Source organism: Paenibacillus sp. FSL R7-0163 (genome assembly GCF_037969975.1).
GTDB classification, from domain to species: Bacteria; Bacillota; Bacilli; order Paenibacillales; family Paenibacillaceae; genus Paenibacillus_AQ; species Paenibacillus_AQ odorifer.
Genome location: NZ_CP150224.1, coordinates 4,432,286 through 4,458,170 on the forward strand (window position 1 = coordinate 4,432,286; position 25,885 = coordinate 4,458,170).

The window sequence follows — 25,885 nt, forward strand, 5'->3', positions numbered from 1 at the left end:
ATTATGAGTAACCCTCTTTTTTATATACTCAACGAATTATTGTTTAGCAGCATCCTTAACGGGAACCCCAAAATTCGGCGTACCATCTTCATTCCAATGGAAGACTTGAGCACGAGTATGACGGTTCGGATCATACAACGGATCGCCAGTAATTTCTTTATAATTGCGGCAGTGGTAGATGAGTACATCTTCCCCATTTTCATTTACAGTAAAACTGTTATGACCCGGACCATATTGTCCATTCTCTTCGTGGGTCTGGAATACCGGTTCCGGCAGTTTGGTCCATGAAGCGGCGTCCAGCAGATCGCTGTCTTCATCCGCAACCAAAAGTCCCATGCAGTAATTGAAATCCGTAGCGCTAGCCGAGAAGCTGATAAAGATACGGCCGTTACGTTTAAGCACTGCAGCTCCTTCGTTTACCTTGTACCCAATAATTTCCCAGTCATATTCAGGAGTAGCAATCATCGTCTGAGGACCCGTTAGCGTCCATGGATTACTCATTTCAGAAATATACAGATTAGAATTCCCCTCAATATTCAGGTCCTTCTGTGCCCATACATAATACAATTTTCCTTTGTGCTGGAAGGTGGTTGCATCCAAAGCGAAGGATTCCCAAGCGGTTTTCACCTGGCCTTTTTCTACCCATGTTCCTTCTAAAGGATTGGCAGATTCATTCTCAAGAGCAAACATACGGTGATCGAATAATCCATCCTTCGTCTCCGTAGTACGCGCCGCTGCGAAATAAATGTACCATTTCCCGTCAATATAATGGAGCTCTGGTGCCCAAATGTTTGCACTAAGCGGACCCGTCTCATATTTACGCCAAGCTACAGCCGGTTCTGCAGCAGCCAATCCCTCGATTGTTGTTGCTCTCCGCACTTCGATCCGGTCGTATTCTGGAACAGAAGCAATAAAGTAGTAATAACCATCTGTATGTTTATATACCCATGGATCAGCACGTTGCTCCACCAATGGATTTTTATATTCTACACTCGTATTCATAATCTCTCTCCTCTATTTAAACTTTAACAATACAGAACCATGCTGTGGAAGAGTTTGAGAAATACCTTCGTTAACTACTTCCAAATCGCGGCTCTGCCATAGATCACGTATAGTATTAGGAATTGAAACATTAAGCTGCTCGAATGATACCTTAAGCGTTAATGTTTCATCGCTAAGATTAAACAAAGCTACATAATGGTTTCCTTGTTCATCCTCAGATGTCCAGATCGCATGCTCCTCATTTAGCGCTACCTGTCTGCCGCCTTTACCATAACGATGCAGATGAAGCACTTCCTTATTGGTCAATAAAGATAATGTCCAATCATCATTGTCCCGAAGTTCTCCTCCAAACATTAACGGGGAGCGGAAAATACTCCAAAGTGTCATCATGGTGACCTGCTCGTCATGAGTAAACCGCGTGAACCGGTCTCCCCCGCCATCTACAGAACGAATGCCCAGATGACCTAACGGCAGCATGTCACAATCCGGCCAATGGCCCGGCTGCACATAAGGAGCCCATTTCTCACAGCGCTCAAACATCCCGCGCAGCAAATGCCAATGATCCCAGTAATCATCGGTCATTCTCCAAAGGTTAGCGTGTCCGGCTAAGTGTTCAGCCTCTTCCACTGGAGCAGGTCCAGGCGAAAGACTGAGCACCATCTCGCGACCACTGCGGTCAATAGCCTTACGGATCATAGCAACTTCTTCTTTGTGGTATCCATAAATGCGAGAAGCGGCAATATCATCCACTTTCACATAATCCACACCCCAACTGGCATACAACTGGAACAGCGAGTCATAATACGCCTGACTGCCTTCTTTTGAAGCATCTACTCCATACATGTCCGTATTCCATGGACAAATAGAATTTGGGTGAGCCACATCGCGTGCGGTTTGCTCAGATCCTAGTATGGCACTGGCCGCATGAGCAGCCTGACGCGGAATTCCGCGCATAATGTGTATGCCGAATTTCAAACCCAATCCATGCACATATTCAGCGAGTGGCGCAAACCCTTTGCCTCCCGCTGCGGAAGGAAACCGGTTCTCAGCAGGTTGAAGTCTGGAGTACTCATCCATAACCAGCGGTACAAAGTTGCGATACTGCGAAGAATTCGCTCCAGGCTCATACCACTGAATATCCACAACTACATATTCCCAACCAAAGTCCTTCAAATGGGTAGCCATATATTCTGCGTTGCCTCTTACTTCTTCTTCATTTACACTGGCTCCGTAACAGTCCCAACTATTCCAGCCCATCGGGGGCGTAGCAGCTAACAAATTTTGTTTGATGATTTTCACGTCCTTTTCAAAAACTTAGTATTCAATCCCAGCGAGGTGCCGAGGGATAAGGGCAAGTAGAGTCCTGTAATCTTGTTCTCACCTCTACGAGGCAGCCACAATAACGGCAAGTGCTACCAAATTGCAGGCCAGAGCAATCTCGGCAATGTTCAATACGCTGCAAATATTGCTCCTCCGGCGCTAAGGGTCTTTCTCTAGTGGCTATTTCTATTAAACGCTCCAGTTTTTCTGGGCTTATTCTCATGTTCTCATCACAGCTTTTGCAGCGACGGTTTTTTTCTTGATTCTCTGACATGATATTATTCCAGAGTCAAGACTACTACAGAAGCAGGTGGAAGCTCGCAGCTCAGCTTTTCACCCGATAAAGATGCACCCTCAAAAGCTACTGGAGTAACTGTATCCGGTGCCTCAAACGTATTGTGCGCACCCAGCACGGAATGCGTTAAGATCTGACCTGTCACTTTGCTAAAGGTAACCTCTTCAATACCAATACTTAGCGATGCGCTGTCATTATGGCTCAAGTTACAGAGAGAAACATATACATTGCCATTCGTATCGCGAGAAGCAGAAACGCTAATCTGTGGAATTGTTAGCTCCCCAAACGTATAATCAGGGCTCTCAACAGTTACTTCAAGCAGTTCATTATCCTGATGCTCTTTGTACATTTCAAATACATGATAGGTAGGCGTTAGAATCATCTTGTCGCCCTCCGTCAGGATAAGAGCCTGCAGTACATTGACCACTTGAGCCAAATTCGCCATTTGCACACGACTGCTATGCTTTTGGAAAATATTCAGCGTTACCCCTGCTACCAATGCATCTCTGAGTGTATTCTGCTGATACAGGAACCCCGGATTCGTACCAGGTTCATTTAAGAACCAGGTTCCCCACTCATCTATAATCATTCCAACCCGCTTATCCGGATCATATTTATCCATTACCGCTGAATGTTTGGTAATCAGTTCATCCATATGCAAGGTTTTTTGCATAGTCTCAAACCATTCGGCTTCGTCAAAACCTAAAGCGTAACGTTTCTCTTCCCAGCTTCCAGGAATCGTATACGAATGAAGACTGAGACCATCCATAAACCGTCCAGCTTCGCGCATTAGCACTTCTGTCCAATTATAATCATCAACGTTGGCGCCACCAGCGATTCTATAGATCTGATTTTCACCATAATTACGCACATATGTCTGGTAACGTCTGTACAAATCCGCATAATATTCTGGACGCATATTGCCGCCGCAGCCCCAGTTCTCATTACCTACACCAAAATACTTCAACTTCCACGGCTCTTCACGCCCATTTTCACGACGCCAATCCGCCATCGGTGATTCGCCTTCAAAGGTCATATATTCAACCCACTCCGACATCTCCTGAACAGTGCCACTGCCAACATTCCCGCAGATATATGGTTCACAATCCAGCAACTCACATAATTCAAAAAATTCATGAGTCCCAAAATGATTATTCTCGACGACACCGCCCCAGTGCGTATTCACCATCCGCTTACGGGTTTCTTTTGGACCGACGCCATCCTTCCAATGATACTCATCGGCAAAACAGCCCCCCGGCCAACGAAGGACAGGAATATTAACTTTTTTGAGTGCTGCTAGGATGTCGTTGCGAAAGCCCTTGGTGTTCGGAATCGGCGAATCTTCCCCCACATAGATCCCATCATAGATACATCTGCCCAAATGCTCGGCAAAATGACCATATAGATACTTGCTAATCTTATTAATTCCTTTACCTGCATGTAGCTTGATAGTAGTCATCTATTCTCTTCTCCATTCTTTTGCTTACCCCAGATGGAAATTCCATTTTCATTTAATCCAGTAAATACAAGGGTCTGAGTTTCTTTCTCCCAATCCCATGACGGAAGCAAATGCACCTTCTCTATCCGGCCTTTACCCTCGATAACGTCATTCCAGACCAAGGTCAGGACTCTGCGTCCATCAAAAGACCAGCTTCCCTTTCCATTCGCACCTTCCAGCTTAAAGTCAGACGATAGACTTATGAGGGCAGACTGAATCTGGCCATCCACTGAGGGGTCCATTACAATCCATTCCCACTGTCCTGCGATTAGCTGTTCTGGAATATCCTGTTCCACTTCACCCGCATACCGTTCTGGAGATACAACAGGCCAACCATCCTCTGTCCACAGAATTCGACGAACCTGTAAATAGGACCAATGTTTATCGATTTCACCACGTGCATGATGAACTATATAATAGCTGCCATCCTCATGAAGAACTGAGTTATGGCCGGGAGCAATCCAACCTGGATCTTGTCCAAAGCGATAGCCACCCAGTATTTTATTGCCGACCTCATATCGGGGTTGATGCGCACTATCACTCATATCTCGTCCGTTATAATCCACATATGGGCCGGTAATAGTATCTGCACGAGCGACACGAACGTTATAATCCTCAAACAGGGAGTCATAGGAGACGAACAAATAGTATTTTTTGAATTGCTCGTTATACACTATGTACGGTCCTTCAACTGCTCCATCTTTAATGGTGTTATCCCGTTTAGCGATCAGCGTACCAAAACCTTCTTGCTTCGGTTTGCCCGTTTCCGCATTCAGCTCAATGATATGAATTCCACCAAAAAAAGAACCATACACCATCCACATCCGTCCATCTGCATCCGTAAGCACATTTGCATCAATCGCATTCAGTGAATCTTCAGCACGCGTCTGAATCACCACACCTTCATCGGTCCAAGGTCCCTCAATAGAAGATGAAGTTTGAAGTCCGATTAGCGATTGTCTACTTCCAAAAGATGAGGCCGAGTAATACATTCGATACTGATCACCGTATTTCACCACATCGGGTGCCCATAAATTAGTAGCCCCTGCCCATTCCTTCGCAACTCGGGGAATTCCCGGCAGCGCATAATGAACCCATTCCCAATGGATAAGATCCTGTGATTTTCGAACCATTACGCCTGGACGTAATTCTCCTCCGACTCTTATATCGGTAGAAAAAACATAGTAACCCTCATCTGTTTTAATAATGCCTGGATCATGTGTGTTGTGAAGCGTCCATAAAGACTCAATATCAATCACTGATAGATCATACATTGGCATGTTCCCTGGGGAACATGGAAAGACAAGATCTGTTGTCTTTTTTACCATTAAATTATCACCTCAGAAATAGCAACAGATTGAGCAGCAATAAATATTAAATTTAAAATGAAAAAATATGTATTCGCTTACAATATAAAATAACATATATAAAAAGCCTTGTAAATATATTTCTATAAACCTTTTTATATTTATATGAAATTAAACTCGAAATAAATGAATGATGGCGAAATAATCGTCTTTTTCTTTAGTTTAATCCTTTGTTTGTTTAAATTTTACTAAATCAAAAGAAAATCATGCCAAAAATCCCTCTTATATTTGACCATTCTACAAAATAAGGAAGTATACTTTATTTATATGCCTTATTAGTTTATAATTTTATAAAATAGTATAATTTATGACGTAATCGGAAGAAGGTATTGATAAAATGATCTATATTAAAGATTTAATGAGTGGATTAGAAATTTTCAAGGCACTAAGCTCAGAAATCAGAATCCTCATTTTAGAGCTCCTTGCCACCAATCAAGCCTTGAACCTGAATGAAATTGCCAAAAAACTGAACCTCAGCAACGGCGCCATTACCATGCATATTAAAAAGTTAGAAGAAAGCGGTCTCATTGAGATAAACACATCAGTGGGCAAACACGGTATTCAAAAGGTCTGCTATTTAAATAAGGACAAGCTTATTGTTGACCTTCGCAGCAAGGATGTTGATAATCTTTACGAAGTAGAAATTCAAGTAGGTCATTACAGCAACTATCAGGCTGTTCCAACTTGTGGATTGGCTACCAAAGATAGCATCATCGGGGATTTCGACGAGCCGCGTTATTTTGCAGATCCGCAGCGAATTGAATCCGAAATTATTTGGATGGCTGAAGGGTTCCTCGAATATAGAATTCCAAACTACCTTAAAGCCAACCAAACGTTCCGCGAAATTCAGTTCTCGATGGAGATCGGCTCTGAAGCTCCTGGGTCTAACGATAACTATCCGTCCGACCTTTATTTCTATTTAAATGGAATTGAAATCGGATTCTGGACTAGCCCTGGCGATTTCGGAGATACCCGGGGAACTTTTAACCCCGATTGGTGGCCTCCGCACCTAAACCAATACGGCATGCTGAAGCTGATCCGTATCAATAATGAAGGCAGCTTCATTGATGGCTGTCGGATTTCTGATGTGACCCTTGATGATATCCAATTGGATTACAAAAGTGAACTCACATTCCGTATCGCAGTAACCGACAAGCCTACAAACAAACGTGGACTCACGATTTACGGAAAACATTTCGGCAATTATAGCCAGGACCTACTGGCACGTGTGTTGTATGATGTACATGAAGTTGGAGAGGGCCTCCCTCGTAACGCTGTTATAATAGCAGAGTAACCAACCCTAATTTAAATAAAAAGACCCTAAATTCAGCTAACGCTGATTTAGGGTCTTTTTGTGCTTCGTATATTTTTTCGATATTGAACCATAATAACTTTGTCTCCCAAACCACCGAGAAGGAGTGTTTCGAATGCGTGAAGGTCTAATTCCCGCTGTTCTTGGAACCGTCGTAACCGCTTCTAGCGCCGCTTTTCTTGGAAGCAAGTATAAGATGGCAGCAACAGGCGTACTTGGATTTGGTCTGGCTCATGTCGTATTGGGTGCCATTGATCTGTTTGAGCATCGGTAAGGATTGGAAGATGCCGGGTGGTATGAACACTGCCCGGTTTATTTTGTATTTATTATGTTGGCGCAATTACAAGCTGCTCCAACGAATGAAGTCATAAAAACAGCGATTCTCCTGATATCGGAGAATCGCTGTTTATGTTTGGGTCGCTGGCTGGTTACTCCAACCTTGTCTCCATCATCTCACATGTATCTCACGTGGCTCACGGACCCAAATGACGTTATTTGCATATTTTTAGCCCTTGGAGCATGTTTTCGGACTCCAGTGACGCTATCCCTTGGAAAATGACCAATATTGGACGTTTTTCAAGCCAATAGCTGCAATGGAGTCCGATAGCACCCATGCTGCGTATAAGGTCCGCTGTGTCCGATAGCTACTACTAATACGTATATCTGATGGTAGTTGTGCATGTATGTGTGTTGGATAGTGAAAACCTACACGCATCCGAAAAGGGCGATGCATGAGCATTCGAGAGCGAGAACTTACACGCTTCCGCAAAGCGGCAATATATGAGCTTTCGAGAGCGAGAACCCACACGCTCACGCCAGCGGTAATGCATGAGCATTCGATAGCGGAAACACACTTGTTTCCGGCAGCGTCAACCTAGGTGCTCCCAACAGCAGTATTCCACTCGCTTCCGCCAGCAATCAGCTAAGGTCAAAAAAGGGGCTGTCCCAGCAGCTATTTTCATAGCTTATGGGACAGCCCCTCTTAGCATTTTGAATATTTATTTTATAGCTACATAAAATAATCGTTCAGCATCATCTTCTGCCTCTACCCACTCGAAATCAGCATAGATCTTCACATCACTAAACCCAGCCTTAAGCAGCTCTTCCTTCATCCAGTTAGGATCGTAGGCGCGCTGAATATGGGTCTCTTCGAATCGGCGATAGCGATCGCTATGTCCGTCTTCACGGGCAAAAATGGACAGATGATGTTCAATTTCGCGGCGTGGAACATCCATCTCACAAGTCCAAATATAAGACACAGATGGCTCGTCCAGAATAAAGGGCTGTTCTTCTTCATAACGAATTAGTGTGTTTGGATGATGCACATCGAACAGAAAGGTTCCGCCTTGCTTTAACCCTGCATAGGTACTGGCAAAAACAGCGCTGATCTCATCCTCTTCCAACACATAATTCAGACAATCACAAAAGGAAATCACAGAATCCACCAGCTCCGGAAGCTCCCATTCCTTCATATTTTGTCTAATCCAACGAACACTGCCTTCACGCAAAAAGCGCCGTCCCTGGGGATGCTCCTCCATTTTGCGCTGTGCCACTGAGAGCATGTCAGAAGATAAATCGATTCCGGTCATATGGTATCCTGAACCCGCCAAAGGAATTGTAATACTCCCTGTACCACAGCCAAGCTCGGCTACAGTTAACGGCTTGCCGTATTTACTCCATGCGGCTTCAGCAAAGGATATCCAATCTGGATACGGCATATCTGCCATAAGCTCATCGTATACATAAGCAAATTTCCCATAGGAAGACACAATTACACCGCTTTCTATAACAACATTTTATAAATTACGTCTATTGAATCGTAAGCTTAATCCGTCGTTTCTTCTTGCCCTTCGGTTGTTCCTTCTTCATTATCTTTAGCAACAAGATAAGTCCAATTCTCTTTTTGAGTAATATGGCCTTCCTTCATCAGCTTCCCAAGTGCACGCTTGAAGGCGGATTTACTGATTCCGAACCGTTGTTTGATAATATCTGGCGGCGTAGCATCCGAATAAGGCATCGCTCCACCTGGACGAGCATTTAAGAACTCCAAAAGTGCGGCAGAATCTACATCCATCCCCACTTCTTTACGGAGACCCATAGAAAGGTTAACACGTCCATCCTCACGGATATGAGAGACACGTGCTTCAAACTGCTCACCAAGACGCAGCAGACGGCTCCGCTCAGATGAATGGACCATACCGATAATCCCAAAGCCTAGAACACCCGCATCCACAAGTACAAAAGTACCCATTTGCAGCGGCTTATACACTCGGGCTGTTACAGTCTGTCCCATCCAAGATTCAGGTGCAGGCAGAGCTAGTGGAGCAAGCTCCTGTTCTCCGGCCAGCTTGGCACGCAGACGCCCCTGTTTATCATGCTCCATGATCGCAAACACATAGTCTCCAACCTGCGGACGCAGCTCTGGAAGCTCTGGAAGCTCACGGATAGGCAGCAGCAGCTGACGTCCAAGACCCATCTCCAAAAAGCAGCCCAGACGCGGATGAATATCAGCCACTTCCAATAACGCCATCTCGCCCAGCGTCAAAAATGGTTTTTTCATCGTTGCCGCAAGACGGTCCTCGGTATCAAAGAAAATGAAAACTTCAACTTTATCACCGGCTTTTACCTTCTCTGTCAGCTCCGTATAATGCAGCATAACATCTTGGTCTCCAGCATTTAAAAAGAATCCGTATGGGGAAACTTCCCGCTCTACATGAAGTGTAACCGTAGTTCCTGCAATCAGGCTCATACAGTCTCCACAACCTTGGCATCGGACCACAGACGCTCGATATTGTAATATTCACGCTCATCGCGGTGGAATATATGAACGATAACATCGCCAAGATCCATCAGCACCCAGCGTGCTGAATCCATGCCTTCAATCCCTTTGATGACTCCGCCTGCTTCATGAACTACTTTACGGACTTCGGTAGCGATCGCCTGTACCTGAATATCCGAGTTACCGTGACATACGATAAAGTAATCACTGATTGGTGAAACATTACGTAGATCTAGTGCCACGACGTTCATTGCTTTTTTATCTTCAACAGCCTTAAGGGCCAGTTCTAACAGCTTGCTTGGTTGTACACTCATATTTTATCCTCCAATATTCTAACTAAATCATTACGCGCCAGTACCGTTAAGGGGAAAATCACCCGGCGTTTCTCCAGTAACAAACTAATCGTAGAATCGAACCCAGCGACTAATCCTTCTTCCAAACTTACTTGTGCCTTCTCGCGTATCTTATCAACCCCGGGAAAATCACGCCCAGGCTCGATGTAGTCAGCTAGGCAGACGATTTTTTCAAGTAAACTCATGTCTTCACGGCCTGAGGTATGGAAACGAATCGCATTGATAATATCAGGATCCGTAATCCCATAGTCTTTCTCAGCTACAAAGGCGCCTACTTCCGAATGCCACATCTGCTTGTCATACACCAGAAGATCCAAATTCAATTGATTTTGTTCAATGATCTCCTTCATTCGCTCAACCGGCCAATACTTGGCCACATCATGCAGAATCGCTGCTGTCTCTGCACGTTCAGGGTCAGCACCATATTGCTTCGCCAGTTGAATAGATGTCTCCATCACGCCGAGTGTATGCTTCCAGCGCTTATCAGGCATCTGTGTGGAGACCGCCTCAATCAGCGCTTCGCGGCCGTATGCCATACAATCCACTCCTTTGAACATAATCGAACACTGCCTCTGGAACCATATAACGAATAGATTTACCTGCTGCCGCCCGTTCTCTTAACATCGTTGACGAAATATCAACCAGTGGCATATCTGCAAGCAATACCTTTTTTGCTATAAAGTCTGGCAATGCATCTAGATCAAGAGGTGTTCCCGGACGACCCACACCAATAAATGTAAGCCGCTGCACCAGTTCTTCAATCTCGTTCCATTTCGGCAAATACTGGACCATATCCGCTCCAATGATGAAATAAAGATCGAAATGCGGATACTCCTCTTGCAGACGTCTTATGGTCTCATAGGTATAGGAGACGCCACCTCTGACAACTTCCCAATCTAATGTGCAAAAAGCTTCGTGATTCTTCACCGCTTCCTGCACCATTGCTAGCCGGTCTTCTCCAGATACACCTGCCTCATGTTTATGAGGCGGGATATGTGAAGGCATAAACCATACCTCTTGCAGACCATAAGTATCTCTTGCGGCTTCCGCTGCCATCATATGACCGATATGAAGAGGATCAAAGGTACCTCCCATAATTCCAACTTTCAAGAGGACGACCTCCTCGGTAAGGTATACTTACAGCTATTAACGCGGCAGCTCAATGGTTTTGTTATCACGTGATTCTTTGTATAGAACGACAGTCTTACCGATCACTTGCACAAGCTCAGAACCCGATTGTTCAGCCAGAGCAGCACCGATTTCCTTGGGATTCTCAATATTATTGCTCAGTATACTAATCTTCATAAGCTCGCGCTTCTCAATAGCTTCTTCAATATGGCGTACGAGGTGATCGTTTACTCCACCTTTGCCCACTTGAAAAATAGGATCGAGATGGTGCGCCAATGAACGAAGATACCGTGTTTGTTTACCAGTTAACATAAATGAATAACTCCTTAATTAACATATATTATTACCTATTATTACCCTAACTTAATGAATCCATTTCTTACTCATTTCCACCCAAACAATCCAGAATGGTCTGCCGCATGATTTCCGTAGGAGCAGGCTGCCCTGTCCAATACTCCAGAGCATAAGCTCCCTGATAGACAAACATACCAAGGCCTCCATGAATCATGCAGCCCCGTTCGAGTCCTTCCAACAATAGCCGCGTGCGCAGCGGATTATAAATCAGATCGCTTACGACCATTCCTTCACGAAGCAGTCCAGGATCTATCGGTGTCTCATCCATATGAGGATACATACCTACGGAGGTAGTATTGATCAACACGTCTACACCACTTAGCATTTCTGCTACTTCGTTCATGCTAATCCCGATGACATTCCCTTTGCTCCGGCACTGTGTCGCCAAGTCCTCTGCCTTCTCAGCGCTGCGATTAGCAATAATGATTGAAGAAGGTTTCTCTTGAAGTAGTGCGGCAACAATTCCTCTTGCTGCTCCACCGGCCCCGATAACCATAATCTTCGCACCAGACAAATCAGAAATAGCTTCCGCTTTGAGCGAACGCACATAACCGATTCCATCCGTATTATATCCGGTGAGCACTCCGTTATCATTAACAATCGTATTGACTGCACCAACGGCTACTGCACTCTCATCTAATACATCCAAATACTCCATCACCGCAACCTTATGCGGAATCGTCACATTCACTCCACGGAAACCAAGCGTACGGATCGCTTGCACCGCATCGCCCAGCTTCTCCGGGTGGATATGAAGCGGTACATAAGCACCCGGAATTCCCAGCGCTCGCAGCGCTGCTTCATGCATAATTGGAGATTTGGATTGTATAATAGGATCTCCCATTACACCGAGTAGAATATTACCGCTATTGTAGCCTTCGACTGCTGTTGTAGACAATAGATTATCCTCCCTCGTTAAATCATCGAAGGGCGGGTAAGCACCTTCACCCCACGCGGAACGTGAATGGCCACAACTGCACCTTCAGTTCCATTAACCTTAATCCAGCCCAGACCCGAAATGTACAGATCGGTTCGGCTGCCCCGATTAATCCGGAACTCATGCCGCTGCCAAGGTGGCAGCTTGTCCATCCGGTCACTTCCCGGTGGAGACAGCATTTCACCGCGATGATCCTGATAGAGGGAATCTGCGCGTTCCAGCTTCGTGCGATGGATTTTTAAAGTACCACTTATAAAGCAAGTGAAGGATTGATGCGGGCCTTGTACGAAATCAAAACGTCCCAGTCCACCGAAGAATAGAGTCTGTCCTTCGTTCAACTGATAGACTGTTGGCTTCAAAGGATTGGCAGGCATAACTGCATCCAGATCCTGACGCTCTACTAATTCACTATAACGCCAAGGATACACAATCCCTGGAGTATCTATAATGTAGTGGCCGTCATCCAATGGAATTTTGACCGTATCGAGTGTTGTGCCAGGGTAACGTGAAGTCGTTAACTCCTGCTCCAAATCGCTATAGTCCGAAATCAGACGATTAATAAGTGTGGATTTGCCCACATTGGTAGCACCCACGACATATACGTCACGTTGGCCGCGCAACTCCGTTACGGCTTCCAGCAAACGGTCAAAACCTTGATTGCGTTTCGCACTGCAAAGTACGATTTCAGCCGTCCGCAAGCCTTCCTCTTTACAGCGCTGCTGCATCCAGTTACGCAACTTGTTCCAGTTTGTAACTTTCGGCAGCAAGTCACATTTATTCACTGCAAGAATAACAGGGTTATTGCCAACAAAGCGCTGCAGGCCGGAAATCAGACTGCCTTCAAAATCGAAGATATCGACAATATGAATAACAAGCGCATTCTTCTCTCCTACTCCACTCAGCAGGCGAAGAAATTCATCCTGATTCACCGAAACAGATGAAGCCTCATTATAATTTTTAATCCGGAAACAGCGTTGGCAAATCACCGGGTCCCGTTCAAGTGCAACCTCCGGAAGGTATCCTGGTTGATCCTTATGCTCCGTCTGAAGCTTGATGCCGCAACCGCTGCACTTCTCAGGACGCCGTGTTTCGCTTTGTTCGTTCATTACTATTTTTCCTCCTCGTGCCACAATCCTTTTTTGCGAAGCCGTGTCAGAGCAACCCGCTCTACCCGGCGATTAAACCTTGTGCCGAACCCCTCATCCTTGACGGAGATTGGCAGTACCAAAACAGTATACAGGCCAAGGCGATTGCCGCCGTATACATCTGTAAGCATTTGATCTCCCACCACAATCGTTTGTTCAGGTGGCAGCTCCATCTGCTTCATCGCTTTGAGAAAAGGAGCATTACTCGGTTTACGAGCCTGGTGCACAAATTCAATATTAAGCGGTGTTGCAAAGCGTGACACCCGTTCCATGTTATTGTTAGATACGATGATGAGCTTAAAGCCCAGTTCCTTCACCTTTTCGAACCATAACAACAGCTCCGGAGTAGCCACAGGCGCTTTGGCACCGACCAGTGTGTTATCCAGATCCGTGATGATTCCGCGATATCCCTGTCTATACAGCTCGTCCAGAGCAATATCGAATACCGTATTCACCCGGAGTTTGGGAACTAACATTTCAAACAATACGTTCACCTCGATTTCATACAAAAAACTATAACATACTCCTTGCGCATCGCAAATAAATCTGTAGCTATACTTTCACGCAAAGTGTTATTTCTTGGATCTCATTTTTCTCCGCACCCACAAAGCTTCAGTATACACGCTCTGCCAGTCTTTGTCTTCAATAACCTCAGGGCTATATTTCGCCTTTTCGAACATTGCTAGTAGTGAGGATAGATGATCAGCCACTGCCGGACGTTCTCCACTCCAGCGATCTACGGCTTCACGCAAAGTTTCGTGCTCTTCTTTTAGCATTCCCTTGCGGTGCAAATACCTTACCCAACGCTCAGTTTCCGCCACTACTTTCTGATCTGGCGTTAAAGGCCGGCCATTGCGCAGCTGCTGCATGAAGAAGCGAAGCTTAAAGCGTCTATGCCAAACTATAAAAATCGTCCAGGACAGCAACACCGCTACAGCTGCCACAACAACCCAAAGACCTACATGAAACCCTTGATCTTCTTGTGCGTTATTCACAGGCGCTGGTGTAGGTTCTGCCTGTTCTTCTTGATCTTCTGACTCGACTTCAGGGGTTTGCTCATTCTGAGTTAAAAGCGGAATATTAAATCCAGGTGTAGCTTCAACTGGAATCCAACCATAATCACCAAAGTAAACCTCAGCCCAAGAGTGGGAATCCGCATTGGTAATTGTATAATTATTATTCACTGTGCCTGATTGCTGTTGTGCCGGATTCATTGGGATTTCTGGCTGTTCCCCAGGTGCGTACCCCTTAACCCATCGTGCAGGGATGTTCAGAGAGCGCGCCATAGTAACCAGTGCCGTAGAATAATAATCACAGTAACCTTCCTTTAACTCAAACAAAAACCCTTCTACAAAATCGTTGCTTGTGACACGTGATATATCTGGATTATTGGTATATGGAAAGGTTTGTTGTAAGTATTGTTGCAAAAGCGCTGTTTTTTCATACGGCGTTTTTCCTTCAGCCGTGATTTCCTCAGCCAGCTCCCTGACTCTTTTAGGAAAATCGTTAGGCAGTTGAAGAAACATTTTCTCCAAATCGTTCCCTTTATATAGCTCCTCATACGTCTTTGTTGTCAATTCTTGAACAGGAATTACAGGAACCTCAGACGTCACCTCAAAGGTAGACGGATAAGCGAGTTTCTTCCCATCCACATCCCAGATCAGCTCGCTGTCCCGGCTTCTCCAGGAGAGTCCATTTCCAGCTTTTTCCCCATTTAAAGAATCCACCGAAGATACTGAATAAGTGCCAAACAGCACAGGAAATTCATTATTATTAAGCACGGTTACTGTTTGTTTCAGTGTTCGTGTATTCACTTTAGAACCCACACTGCTCTCTAAAGATTCACCTACATCCACCGCTTCTAGAGGTCCCCGATTTAACCGATCTCTATCGACCCAGCCTCTTCCGGAATATAATCTGCGCGTTTCTCCCCGCATATAAATACGCAAATCAGAAACCACTGTCATCACCGGTGTATAATCGAAGGTAAAGCCGCCGCCTAGTTGATCATCATTCAGACTGTAACCTGACGAAGTATTGTTAGTAGGGGAGACAGAACCCATCTCAGATTTCGTGGTCCCAACTGTGCCCTTCCCAGAAGACTTCCCAATCCCATTCCATTCTTGCCAAGCGGTATAAGGATCGGTTAGGGTAGGCCTTACCCCAGGCATATTCACTCCAATTAGGATGACCAAAGAGAAGACGATGGCAATATTAATGACAATTTTCGTGGGATATTTCAGCAGATGCACCCAACCACGCGGATAATGTAGCTGGAAGCTTCTCAGATGATGGCTGACCAGCCAGCCCATCCCCGCAAATACCGTCCAGGCTACTTCCTGCCACAAAACGATAGATGTAAAGGAATCCAAGGCAGCAAAAGCCACTATGTTCATTCCTATAAACCATAAAATACGTCTTTTTGAGGATGCCCACCAAGACGACAACAGCAGCAGGGCTGAGGCCCCGAGAGCAAACCAGATATAGGGCACCATATGAACTGCAATATCCTGCAGTCTGTCCGGGAGGGTTGTTGCCCAAGGATCAGCGACGTATATACCATAATTGATAAGTATACGATAAACGATATAAATAATAGCTGCCGCTTCAATAAAGAGCCTTATTTGAACTTTAACAGGAATTATGATTTCCATAACAGTGATCGTTATTAATGCAGCCCACACAACAGCAGTTGTCTGTCTTAACCAGATAGGCTCCGTATAAGAGACCCACTGGTGGGCTATAATCAAAAGCCACAATAGACCTAAAGAACGATGCCATGAGAATTTCATCTGATTCCACCAGTTTTTCATATCAGACTTCCCCTCCTAATACTATGGGAAGCTCTTGCAGTGAATTAATGCTGTAGCCTGTAATCCCCCGAGATCTTAGAACGTCTGTCCAATCTGTGCTGCTGTTCGTTTCTGATAAATTCCCTATATGAATGTGAGACGGAGTCATCCCTCTGCTGTCAGCCCAACGTAATGCATCCAGTACAGGTTGGCCACTTTGAGGACTAATTAGCACGAAGTATGAGCCTTTAGGGAACATACGATATCCTTTTTCCAAACGGGAAATGAGTGGACCATGCCCTTCGGCGTTAAGATCGATCAAATATTGAATCATTTTCTGACGTTCAGCAGCACCTTCAACTGGTGCAAATACCTTCGTGGTCTTATCCAAGCAGCAAAGACCGATCCCTATCCGCTCTCGAATACCGAATCCAAGAAGTGAAGCTGCTACAGAGACTGCGAGTTCAAATTGATTCGAATTCATATAAGCAGAAGCAGAGCCGTCCAGAACTAGAATGGTTTTGGGAATCGACTCATGCTCGAACTCTTTGGACTTCCACGAGCCTGTCTTTGCCGTTGCATTCCAATGTATGCGTGTTAGGCGGTCGCCGTATACGTAGTCGCGTACACCGTTAATTTGGGTGGTCTCACGACGTGATTGAACAACAGAGGTCTGTGGTCCAGAAAGACGGGATTTTCTTTCATATAACTGCCAGCGCGGAACATAGATTGCACGAGGCAACACCTGAAACTGTCCTTCAGCCAGAAAAGTACCTTTATGCTCGACAAGGCCAAAAATATCTTGGCTGATGATATCCGTATCTGAAAATGTATAAGTGCCCCGTTCCAGAACCGGTGTCTGAAACCGCAGTTCCCCATGCCCTCTGAGGCTGGGAATCAGGCTTTCCTCAAATACCCATGATTCGCCATTATGCCGTTTCAGAACTTCCCTTACAACCACATAAGGTAAAGGCAAAATTCCCGGGATTGTGACCTTCAGACCTACACGAAGATACCCACCGGCAGAGAGCAAATCTCCCTTATCCTGTTCGGCATAAAAACTGCGAACACCCTTAGCCCGCCGAACGCCTCCTAAACCTCCAGCAATCAGATATGCAATAAGTACAGAGACCATAATAAACAACATAAATGCAGTTTTACCGCCCTGAAATAGTACATATAAGAGCGTAATACTCCAAATTACAAGGATGCTGGCGAATTTGGTAGGCTGAATGTGAGCTGCCACCGTAGACAAATAACGTCTCATATTATTGCCTCATCGTAACAGGCACATGAATGCTCTGCAGAAGCTTTTGAAGCAGCGAATCTACGCTAATATTATCTAGCCGCGACTCTGGACGCAGCAATATACGATGACCCAAGGCAAATGGAGTAAGCACCTTTACGTCATCCGGAAGAACATAATCCCTTCCCTGTAGGAAAGCATAAGCTTTACAAGCCAGCATAAACGATAACGAAGCACGTGGACTTGCACCTAGCAATACAAGCGGATGCTCTCTTGTCTGGCGTACAATATCTAACAAGTAATTCAGTACAGGATCACTCATATAAATCTCACGAATCTCCTCTTGAATACTAGCGATCTGCTCCATACTAGTGACAGCTGTAAGCCTGTCCACTGGTTGACCTTCTTGATGGCTCAACAATAGATTTTTTTCGGTTGCTGCATCAGGATAACCAAGACTAATTCTTAGCATAAAACGATCCAACTGAGCTTCCGGCAGCGTGTAGGTTCCCTCAAAATCTATCGGATTCTGGGTGGCGCACAACATAAATGGATGCGGAAGCGGATAGGTCTCCCCATCTACGGTTACATTACGTTCCTCCATCACTTCCAGAAGGGCGGATTGTGTCTTTGTCGTGGCTCGGTTAATTTCATCAGCCAGCAGGATATTCGTCATCACCGGACCTGGGCGGAAATGAAACATCTCGTCCCTCGGATGATACACAGATACACCGGTAATATCACTCGGAAGAATATCCGGATTACATTGTATCCGGCGATACTCCCCGGACATTGATCTGGAAAGTGCGCGAATAAGCTGGGTCTTTCCTGTTCCCGGTACATCCTCGATCAGAACATGACCACCGGCAAGCAGCGCTGTTAGCAGCAATTGTATTTCAAATGATTTTCCAAGTATGCAGGATTCTAGATTATTACGGACAGCATTCATGATGTGCATTGATTCTTGACGAACGGGCATATATGATCCTCCTAGGTCAGAATAAGCAGTAATATTTATATTTTACATGATTAGGGGACCCAAAGTACATTGTTGAAGCTTACGAAGTGTAAACAAACCAAAAACCCGCAGGACACAATGTCCCGCAGGTTCTAATCTAAAGCGCTAGAATCCCATTATCCTTTAGGCCGGACAACCAATGCAGCCAGGAAAGAGAACACAATCGCTGACGAAATCCCTGCGCTCGTGATATCAAAAATCCCTGTAACTACACCGATCCAGCCATCCCGTTCCAGCTCTGTCAATGCCCCATGGACCAAAGAGTTACCGAAGCTTGTGATTGGAATGGTTGCGCCTGCACCCGCAAATTTCACAAGTGGATCGTAGATGCCAAAAGCATCAGCAATCGCTCCGGCTACAACTAATGTACTCATCGTATGTGCAGGTGTCAGCTTCAATACATCAAACATCAGCTGGCCTATAACGCAAATGGCTCCTCCGATCAGAAAAGCCCATAAGTAAATCATCATTAAACTCCACCTCCACTTTCTATAGCAACAGCATGAGCCACACACGGAATGCTCTCTCCCTGCTGGTATGACAATGGGGATAATAAGGCTCCAGTTGCCACAATCAGCACCCGTTTAAGCTCACCTTTTTTAATACGCTTGAGTATATGACCATAAGTCACTACCGCGGAACATCCACAACCACTTCCTCCGGCGATCACATACTTCTGTTTCTCCAAATCGTAGATAAGCAAACCGCAATCATCAAAGGTTGTTTGCTCCATTGGAATCCCTTCTTTAGCTAATAAGGTTTTCGCAATGGGCAAGCCTACAGATGCAAGATCGCCTGTTACAATTAAGTCATAATGCCCGGGGGATAGTCCGGTATCCCGAAAATGCGCAGTAATCGTATCCGCTGCCGCCGGTGCCATCGCTGTTCCCATATTAAAAGGATCTGTCAAACCGAGATCCATTATTCGTCCAAGGGTAGCCGAGACCACTACCGGATTGTTGCCAGTCCCATCATTCTGACCTACTACAGCACAGCCCGAGCCTGTGACCGTATATTGCGCTGTTGGCGGCTTCTGTGAACCGTATTCGGTAGGATAACGGAATTGCTTTTCCACCGTACAGTTATGGCTGGATGTTCCCGCGAGCACGTATTTGCTCCCTCCGGAATCAACGATCATAGAGGCAATCGCCAGGCTCTCCATGGAAGTGGAGCAAGCACCAAAGACTCCAAGATAAGGCACACCTAATTTTCTTGCCGCGAAGGAGCTGCTGATAATCTGGTTCATCAAATCTCCGCCAACAAAAAACTCCAGCTTCTCCTTATCGAGGTTTGCATTAATCAGTGCCAGTAGGGAAGCTTTTTCGAAAAGAGCCCGCTCGGCCTTTTCCCATGTTTTTTCTCCCATTTCCAGGGAGTCAAATATAAAATCAAAATCTGACGTTAATGGACCCTCTCCCTCTTCAGGCCCCACTACAGCGGAAGAGCCTAAAATAACGGGACGGCTCGTGAACTCCCAAGTCTGACTGCCAAGCTGTTTCATGTATGTGCACCTCCACCTACGCCTAAAAAGAGATAGACGATACCAATTATGAAAGCAGCGACAGCACCAAATACGATGACTGAACCCGCCAGCTTGAACATATTGCCACCCACACCGAGCACAAGTCCTTCCGCACGGTGTTCCAGAGCTGCTGAACACATACTGTTCGCAAAACCAGTAACCGGAACCGCAGTTCCTGCACCGGCCCATTGGGCCATTTTGTCATAAACGCCAAAGCTGGTCAGAATTACAGAGAGTAGAATCATCGTCGCTACAGTTGGACTTGCAGCTTCTTTGGAGGTCATATCGAATATGGCCATATAAGCCTCCTGAATCCCTTGTCCAATTACACAGATTAGGCCGCCAGCAAGAAATGCTCGCACACAGTTTTTGAATACGGGCCTAGCGGGTACAAAGGGCTTGGACAATTTCTCGTAATCTTGCGGGGTCAGGGTATCAAGCTTCAGCTTGACACCCGATTTTTTCGTTTTCGCCGGCATTGAGAGCACCTCCTGAAAGTTAGGCGAAGGGGGCTGACAAGCATCATAGTAGTACTCACTTTGAGCCCCTCAAGTTGTTTCTTCGCTTAGAAGTTTTCCTTATTGTTTGCCATACCCCGCTTCGTTATGTCCCTCCAATTCAGGAAAAATACAGTAACACAACTATCAGCAGCAGGAACAGCACAAGAATAAGCACCGCTTCCTTTTCCAGAGAGTTGTGGCGCCAGTAACGTCTGCGCGCTCCGCTAACCTTTAGGTTTCTTTTGGAGTATCCTCCCTGCACCCTTCTTTTGGGTACACTACCTGCTACCCTCATTTCCTTCGCATCCTTTCTAAAGCTCCTGCCACCAGAGCCCCTATTGCATTGTATTCGCGGAGCGTTCACCGGGTGTTCATTTGTCTCTTTAGCATGGACAAGTGAGCTCACAATGTTCATACTAAGTGGCAGGAAGAAATAACGTTGTCGTCCATTTTGGATGGCAACCGTTTCTCGTAGAACTATAAGGATGATGTATAACGCAAAGCTTATACGTCCTTATATTTTAATAAAGGAGTGATTTCAAATGAATCAAGAAACATTGAATCTATTCAAAACACTTACCGAATTCCCTGCAGCCCCGGGCTTTGAGCGCGAACTCCGCGCTTACGTCAAGGATTCTATGACACCTTATACCGAAGAGTTCGTGCAGGATCGTCTCGGAAGTCTGTTCGGCGTATTGCGCGGTGAGGAAAACGGGCCAAAAATTATGGTCGCTGGACATTTTGACGAAGTGGGCTTTATGGTCACCGGAATTACTAACACCGGGATGATTCGTTTTCAACCGCTAGGCGGCTGGCTTGCTTCTGCTGTTGCTTCCCAGCGTCTCCAAATCATTACACCAAAAGGCACATTGACTGGTGTTGTTGGCAGCACCCCTATCCATCTACTAAGTGCTGAAGAACGCGGCAAGACGGGCGAAATCAGCAAAATGTATATTGATATCGGTGCAGACAGCCGTGAAGAGGCAGAAAGCTTTGGCGTCAGACCAGGTCAACAAGTACTGCCCATCTGTCCGTTCACCCCGCTTGCCAACCCTAAAAAAATCATGGCTAAAGCGTGGGATAACCGTTACGGCGTAGGTCTCGCCATTGAGCTGGTTAAATCATTACACGGCAAAAAGCTGCCTAATACTGTTTATGCTGGAGCTACCGTACAAGAGGAAGTTGGACTTCGTGGAGCACGTACAGCCGCTAATCTTCTGTCCCCAGACATCTTCTTTGGCTTGGATGCGAGCGCTGCTGCTGATATGACCGGTGATAGCCAAGCCTTTGGCCATTTGGGTAAAGGCGCTCTCCTGCGCATTTTTGATCCAACGATGGTTACACATCGCGGCCTGATCGAATATGTACAAGACACAGCGGATACTCACAAGATCAAATACCAGTATTTTGTCTCCCAAGGTGGAACAGATGCAGGTCAGGTTCATGTAAGTGGAATCGGCGTTCCTTCCGCAGTCATCGGAATATGCTCCCGCTACATTCATACCGCTTCATCAGTTATTCATAGCGATGACTACGAAGCTGCTAAAGAGCTGTTAGTTAAACTCGTAGAAGGCCTCGACCGCACTACACTGCAAACGATTATCGAGAACAGTTAGGTTCTTATTTTTAAAAGAGCAGCAATCCTTTTTGAAGGATTGCTGCTTTTTTTTTGGGGTCGTGGCTTACGGACCTGTGTCACTTGCGCCCCAGTGGTGTTTACAAACCCCGATATTACTTTTAAAAACCAATTGTGCTTATGCTTATCAATCCCATTGCTCGCTGATCCCGCTATAGGTACTACGACGGACCCATGATGCTTACGAACCCACGTTGTTTATTGTTTACGCTCCCAAGTTGCTTGCTTACGGCGACACGTTGTTTATTGTTTACGCTCCCCAAGTTGCTTGCTTACGGCGACACGTGGTTTATTGCTTACGCTCTCAAGTTGCTTGCTTACGGCGACACATTGTTTATTGCTTACGCTCTCAAGTTGCTTGCTTACGGCGACACGTTGTTTATTATTTACGCCCCCCATATTGCTTCGGACTCAGATGACGCTATTTGCTAATTTAGAGCCTTTTGAGTAAAGTTGCGGACCTCAGAGACACTATTCCAGAGAAATGGGCTCATAATCGGTGTCATTTATGCTAATAGCGACTATGGTGTCCGATATTCCTCCAAAAGTGGCATAATTCTGCGTTTAAGATCATCTGTGTCCTATAGAGACTCCCCCTATCTCTTTTCATATAAAAAAAGCCCGCCTCAACGGCGAGCTCTTTGACAATTCTCAGACAGCTATATCAACTCATATCCAGCGGCACTTTCCACGAAGGTATCGGGAAAGCCTCATCCAGCTTCCATCTTTCTTCTTCACTCAGCGTAATTAAACCTGCAGCAGCATTCTCAATTACATGCTCACGTGAAGAAGCTTTTGGAATCGTAATGATGTCCTCCTCGCGGATCGTCCAAGCTAACATAATTTGTAGTGGGGTTGCGTTATGAACACGGGCAATTTCCTGAACCGCCTCACTTTCGATAACCCCTTTGCGGAGCGCGCCTGCTTGTGCAAGCGGAGAGTACGCCATTACGGGCATGCGGTGACTTTTCTGCCATGGCAGCAATTCAGCTTCGATGCCTCTCGACCCTAAATGATACAGCACCTGATTCATAGCACAGTGAGTTCCCCCAGCTATACTAAGCAGCTCTTTCATATCGTCAACATCGAGGTTCGATACACCCCATCTTGCTATTTTACCTTGAGAGACCAGTTTCTCCATGCCTTCCACAGTCACTTCAAGCGGAATATCTCCCCGCCAGTGCAGTAAATAGAGATCCAGATGATCCGTATTCAGTCGTTGCAAGCTTTCTTCACAGCTGCGAATAAGATTCTCGTTGCCGGCATTATGTGGGTATACTTTGGATACCAGGAAAACGTCATCCCGAATACCTTTAATAGCATCACCTACTAAAAGCTCTGAGTTTCCTTCCCCATACATCTCCGCCGTATCTATCAAATCCATGCCTAATTCCACGCCTAATCTAAGAGCAGCAATTTCTTCCTCTCTACGGGAAGCATCATCACCCATATTCCAAGTTCCCTGTCCTATTCTAGGCACAGAGGTACCGTCTGGAAGCAGCATGCGGTTAGCTCGGTTCACTTTCACAATTTCAGCCAAATGCTCGATTGAATCCTTAGTCATTGTAAAAATCTCCTTACCGATAAATTGTATACTTACTTTATACGACCTTTATGACCCTTTCGAAACATCTGAATCGTGTCTAATTTATAACTTATCTTTCCTTTAGGAGAGAAAAAGCAACAAATTGGTTGCTAACTACGCTATCAACTTCAGCCCCACTGCGGCTCCCAGTATCATAAAAATACAGATAACCCGCCGCCAGTCTTTGGCCTCCCCATATAAAAGCATCCCCAAAATTGCTCCACCGGATGCACCGATCCCCGTCCATACCGCATAAGCTGTGCCCATAGGCAAACTTTTCATTGCAAATGATAGAAAAAGAAAACTTCCTCCAAAACCAAGGAAGAGCAGCAAAAACGACTGCAGATTCCGGTATTTATTCAACCTGTTGATCATAGCCACTCCGAACATTTCAAACAATCCAGCAACAACCAAAAATGCCCATGCCATTTAAGACTCCCCCTTTATTTCAGTTTCTTTGATACCTTTAGTTTCGTTAGTTACCATTTTCAGACCTATAACTCCTGCCAGCAAAATAACCACCAGTACCAGCTTCATTAGCTTGAAGGGTTCACCGAATAAAACCATGTCCGCAATGACTGTTCCTGCCGTCCCCAGCCCAACAAATACAGAATATACGGTACCCACCGGTAATTTACTGCTTGCTGAAATAATGACATAGAAACTTATGATTATGGCTACAACTGTGATCAGCCACTCCCACACGCTTGAAGCATGCTTTAAACCTATGACCCACATGACTTCGAAAATCGCAGCGCCAACCACCTTCAGCCACTCTGAATTCTTTTTCATTTCAAGCCCTCCTTCAATTCTCCATAACTTATGATTGCCCACGGACAAACAAATAAGCCCGGAAGGTCATCGCCAAATGGCGATACCTCCCGGGCTTTTATCCCTCCGTGTAGACACAAACTTAATGTTCGTGCGTTTTCCCTCGGACCAGACCAGCTGTGCACCCGCTGCGGAACCCTAGAAAACAAATAAATGATTAAGTTACATCGTATGGTAGCAAATCGGGCGTATAAAAGCAACCTTTTCTATTCCGAGCGTAATTAAATCATAGTATAAAATTCCATAAAATTATAAAATAGATATAAATTTCATTCGATTATCTAGGAAAAGAGGGTAATTCATGTTTCTTTCCAGACATTTTAACTGCGTCCCTCTAGTGGAAGGCATTTATTGCCTTGAAGCGAAGGAGCAAGGCGGAGCCATGAGTAATGCCGGTTTGATAGATATGGGTGATTACACATTAATCTTTGATACATTCAACACTCCACAAGCTGGCAAAGATCTTAGGGATGCCGCTCTGTATTATTTTAATAAACCTATCAAATACATCGTCAACAGCCATTGGCATGGAGACCACGTTAGAGGGAACCAATTCTTCTCGGATGAAGTAATCATATCCTCCAGTAGAACTAGAGAGCTCATGATAAAAACTCAACCAGACTGGCTTGCCCGAATGAAGAAACTGCTTCCTAATCTTGAAGAAGATCTTACGAAGCTTAATACATCTCTCGAGCTCGAACTGAACGATTCCAAACAACGAGAGCTCCTTTCGCAAATAGGTTATTTACAAGAAATCAAAGAGTCTATACTAACGCTTGAAGTAACCCTTCCCCAACTAACTTATGACCGCAAAATGACTATACATGGCTCGGCAAGGACCGTTGAACTCCTATCGGTGGGTACTGCCCATACGGAATGCGATTCTATTCTATTTTCTCCATCCGATTCTTTAGCTTTTGTTGGAGATATTGTCGCAGTTGATAATCATCCATTAGTAGTAGACGGTAATCCCTTATCCTGGTTGGAGGCACTTACTTATGTCGAGCGCTTAGATGTGAACATAATTGTTCCCGGTCATGGGCCCGTTACTCAAAAACATTATCTACAGCAAATAAAACGGTATATAAATGATATAATCCATATTAGCGAATCATTGATACGCGAAGACATGAATGTGAATGTGAACCATATAGAAATTCCCGAGCCTTATCTGGGCTGGAATTATGGGAGTATTTTTTACAGAAATCTTGAGTTTTTGACGAAAGCAGCTAGTAACTAATTTTTGGAGTTGAAAGGAGCGGTTC

Annotated in this window: 28 protein-coding genes and 1 riboswitch; of the genes, 4 read left to right on the forward strand and 24 right to left on the reverse strand. The window is 45.3% G+C overall.

Annotation, left to right across the window (positions count from 1 at the left end; all coding sequences use genetic code 11):
• Nucleotides 1-36: 36 nt before the first annotated feature.
• From NST45_RS19605 to NST45_RS19625, 5 genes are read right to left on the reverse strand one after another with little or no spacing between them, the layout of a single operon-like run.
• Nucleotides 37-1,002, reverse strand: a complete 966-nt coding sequence (locus NST45_RS19605; protein ID WP_036675689.1) for a family 43 glycosylhydrolase — start codon at nucleotides 1,000-1,002, stop codon at nucleotides 37-39.
• A gap of 12 nt (nucleotides 1,003-1,014) precedes the next feature.
• Nucleotides 1,015-2,292, reverse strand: a complete 1,278-nt coding sequence (locus NST45_RS19610; RefSeq protein ID WP_076101288.1) for a glycoside hydrolase family 27 protein — start codon at nucleotides 2,290-2,292, stop codon at nucleotides 1,015-1,017.
• A gap of 31 nt (nucleotides 2,293-2,323) precedes the next feature.
• Nucleotides 2,324-2,596, reverse strand: coding sequence for a DUF6171 family protein (locus tag NST45_RS19615; protein WP_076101283.1), 273 nt, complete (start codon nucleotides 2,594-2,596; stop codon nucleotides 2,324-2,326).
• Between the two features lie 4 nt (nucleotides 2,597-2,600).
• Nucleotides 2,601-4,076 carry an alpha-N-arabinofuranosidase gene (locus NST45_RS19620; RefSeq protein ID WP_076101285.1) on the reverse strand — a complete coding sequence of 492 codons (1,476 nt, stop codon included), beginning with the start codon at nucleotides 4,074-4,076 and terminating at the stop codon, nucleotides 2,601-2,603.
• The gene (locus NST45_RS19625; RefSeq protein WP_076101286.1) at nucleotides 4,073-5,443 is read right to left on the reverse strand and encodes an arabinan endo-1,5-alpha-L-arabinosidase; all 1,371 of its coding nucleotides are present in this window, start codon (nucleotides 5,441-5,443) and stop codon (nucleotides 4,073-4,075) included. Before NST45_RS19625 ends, NST45_RS19620 begins: the two co-directional genes overlap by 4 nt.
• 376 nt (nucleotides 5,444-5,819) lie before the next feature.
• On the opposite strand from NST45_RS19625, the gene NST45_RS19630 reads away from it, so the two are divergent.
• Both NST45_RS19630 and NST45_RS19635 read left to right on the forward strand, forming a co-directional pair.
• Nucleotides 5,820-6,776 (forward strand): winged helix-turn-helix transcriptional regulator, encoded by a 957-nt coding sequence (locus NST45_RS19630; protein WP_036675692.1) that lies wholly within the window; start codon nucleotides 5,820-5,822, stop codon nucleotides 6,774-6,776.
• Nucleotides 6,777-6,909: 133 nt separating this feature from the next.
• On the forward strand, nucleotides 6,910-7,068 hold the full coding sequence (locus NST45_RS19635; RefSeq protein ID WP_036675694.1) for a hypothetical protein: 159 nt from the start codon (nucleotides 6,910-6,912) through the stop codon (nucleotides 7,066-7,068).
• 724 nt (nucleotides 7,069-7,792) lie between these two features.
• Here the strand turns inward: NST45_RS19635 and NST45_RS19640 are convergent.
• The 16 genes from NST45_RS19640 to NST45_RS19715 form a co-directional block, all read right to left on the reverse strand.
• Nucleotides 7,793-8,563: a class I SAM-dependent methyltransferase gene (locus tag NST45_RS19640; protein ID WP_036675696.1), complete on the reverse strand. Its 771-nt coding sequence runs from the start codon at nucleotides 8,561-8,563 to the stop codon at nucleotides 7,793-7,795.
• A 56-nt stretch (nucleotides 8,564-8,619) separates the two neighbouring features.
• Nucleotides 8,620-9,543: a S1-like domain-containing RNA-binding protein gene (locus NST45_RS19645; RefSeq protein ID WP_036675697.1), complete on the reverse strand. Its 924-nt coding sequence runs from the start codon at nucleotides 9,541-9,543 to the stop codon at nucleotides 8,620-8,622.
• Entirely contained in the window at nucleotides 9,540-9,887 is a 348-nt protein-coding gene (gene rsfS / locus NST45_RS19650; protein WP_036675699.1) for a ribosome silencing factor, read from the reverse strand. Before rsfS ends, NST45_RS19645 begins: the two co-directional genes overlap by 4 nt.
• A complete protein-coding gene (gene yqeK / locus NST45_RS19655) occupies nucleotides 9,884-10,462 on the reverse strand; it encodes a bis(5'-nucleosyl)-tetraphosphatase (symmetrical) YqeK (RefSeq protein ID WP_036675700.1) in 579 nt (192 codons plus the stop codon). The genes rsfS and yqeK overlap by 4 nt, the downstream gene beginning before the upstream one ends.
• The gene (locus NST45_RS19660; protein ID WP_036675702.1) at nucleotides 10,434-11,036 is read right to left on the reverse strand and encodes a nicotinate-nucleotide adenylyltransferase; all 603 of its coding nucleotides are present in this window, start codon (nucleotides 11,034-11,036) and stop codon (nucleotides 10,434-10,436) included. The genes yqeK and NST45_RS19660 overlap by 29 nt, the downstream gene beginning before the upstream one ends.
• 36 nt (nucleotides 11,037-11,072) lie before the next feature.
• Nucleotides 11,073-11,366: a ribosome assembly RNA-binding protein YhbY gene (gene yhbY, locus NST45_RS19665; protein WP_036675703.1), complete on the reverse strand. Its 294-nt coding sequence runs from the start codon at nucleotides 11,364-11,366 to the stop codon at nucleotides 11,073-11,075.
• A 67-nt stretch (nucleotides 11,367-11,433) separates the two neighbouring features.
• Nucleotides 11,434-12,306, reverse strand: a complete 873-nt coding sequence (aroE, locus tag NST45_RS19670; RefSeq protein WP_076297819.1) for a shikimate dehydrogenase — start codon at nucleotides 12,304-12,306, stop codon at nucleotides 11,434-11,436.
• Nucleotides 12,307-12,323: 17 nt separating this feature from the next.
• On the reverse strand, nucleotides 12,324-13,451 hold the full coding sequence (gene yqeH, locus NST45_RS19675; protein WP_326047456.1) for a ribosome biogenesis GTPase YqeH: 1,128 nt from the start codon (nucleotides 13,449-13,451) through the stop codon (nucleotides 12,324-12,326).
• A gap of 2 nt (nucleotides 13,452-13,453) precedes the next feature.
• Nucleotides 13,454-13,975: a YqeG family HAD IIIA-type phosphatase gene (locus NST45_RS19680; protein WP_076213420.1), complete on the reverse strand. Its 522-nt coding sequence runs from the start codon at nucleotides 13,973-13,975 to the stop codon at nucleotides 13,454-13,456.
• A gap of 87 nt (nucleotides 13,976-14,062) precedes the next feature.
• Nucleotides 14,063-16,303: a transglutaminase domain-containing protein gene (locus NST45_RS19685; protein WP_076141202.1), complete on the reverse strand. Its 2,241-nt coding sequence runs from the start codon at nucleotides 16,301-16,303 to the stop codon at nucleotides 14,063-14,065.
• Between the two features lies 1 nt (nucleotide 16,304).
• The gene (locus NST45_RS19690) at nucleotides 16,305-17,549 is read right to left on the reverse strand and encodes a DUF58 domain-containing protein (RefSeq protein WP_076317308.1); all 1,245 of its coding nucleotides are present in this window, start codon (nucleotides 17,547-17,549) and stop codon (nucleotides 16,305-16,307) included.
• A gap of 1 nt (nucleotide 17,550) precedes the next feature.
• Nucleotides 17,551-18,507: a MoxR family ATPase gene (locus NST45_RS19695; protein ID WP_036675712.1), complete on the reverse strand. Its 957-nt coding sequence runs from the start codon at nucleotides 18,505-18,507 to the stop codon at nucleotides 17,551-17,553.
• Nucleotides 18,508-18,662: 155 nt separating this feature from the next.
• Nucleotides 18,663-19,013, reverse strand: coding sequence for a stage V sporulation protein AE (gene spoVAE, locus NST45_RS19700; protein ID WP_036675923.1), 351 nt, complete (start codon nucleotides 19,011-19,013; stop codon nucleotides 18,663-18,665).
• Between the two features lie 2 nt (nucleotides 19,014-19,015).
• Nucleotides 19,016-20,047, reverse strand: coding sequence for a stage V sporulation protein AD (spoVAD, locus tag NST45_RS19705; RefSeq protein WP_036675714.1), 1,032 nt, complete (start codon nucleotides 20,045-20,047; stop codon nucleotides 19,016-19,018).
• Nucleotides 20,044-20,547: a stage V sporulation protein AC gene (gene spoVAC / locus NST45_RS19710; protein WP_036675716.1), complete on the reverse strand. Its 504-nt coding sequence runs from the start codon at nucleotides 20,545-20,547 to the stop codon at nucleotides 20,044-20,046. Before spoVAC ends, spoVAD begins: the two co-directional genes overlap by 4 nt.
• Before the next feature lie 139 nt (nucleotides 20,548-20,686).
• Nucleotides 20,687-20,863 carry a hypothetical protein gene (locus tag NST45_RS19715; RefSeq protein WP_155288103.1) on the reverse strand — a complete coding sequence of 59 codons (177 nt, stop codon included), beginning with the start codon at nucleotides 20,861-20,863 and terminating at the stop codon, nucleotides 20,687-20,689.
• 247 nt (nucleotides 20,864-21,110) lie between these two features.
• On the opposite strand from NST45_RS19715, the gene NST45_RS19720 reads away from it, so the two are divergent.
• A complete protein-coding gene (locus NST45_RS19720; protein WP_076141200.1) occupies nucleotides 21,111-22,184 on the forward strand; it encodes a M42 family metallopeptidase in 1,074 nt (357 codons plus the stop codon).
• Nucleotides 22,185-22,868: 684 nt separating this feature from the next.
• Here the strand turns inward: NST45_RS19720 and NST45_RS19725 are convergent.
• The 3 genes from NST45_RS19725 to NST45_RS19735 form a co-directional block, all read right to left on the reverse strand.
• Entirely contained in the window at nucleotides 22,869-23,768 is a 900-nt protein-coding gene (locus tag NST45_RS19725; RefSeq protein WP_076098851.1) for an aldo/keto reductase, read from the reverse strand.
• A 135-nt stretch (nucleotides 23,769-23,903) separates the two neighbouring features.
• On the reverse strand, nucleotides 23,904-24,218 hold the full coding sequence (locus NST45_RS19730) for a multidrug efflux SMR transporter (RefSeq protein ID WP_076125196.1): 315 nt from the start codon (nucleotides 24,216-24,218) through the stop codon (nucleotides 23,904-23,906).
• Nucleotides 24,219-24,581 carry a multidrug efflux SMR transporter gene (locus NST45_RS19735; RefSeq protein WP_076141199.1) on the reverse strand — a complete coding sequence of 121 codons (363 nt, stop codon included), beginning with the start codon at nucleotides 24,579-24,581 and terminating at the stop codon, nucleotides 24,219-24,221.
• An 84-nt stretch (nucleotides 24,582-24,665) separates the two neighbouring features.
• A riboswitch (guanidine-I (ykkC/yxkD leader) is annotated at nucleotides 24,666-24,773 on the reverse strand.
• Nucleotides 24,774-24,921: 148 nt separating this feature from the next.
• Here NST45_RS19735 and NST45_RS19740 point away from each other — a divergent pair.
• Nucleotides 24,922-25,860, forward strand: coding sequence for an MBL fold metallo-hydrolase (locus NST45_RS19740; protein ID WP_076141198.1), 939 nt, complete (start codon nucleotides 24,922-24,924; stop codon nucleotides 25,858-25,860).
• Nucleotides 25,861-25,885: the final 25 nt, after the last annotated feature.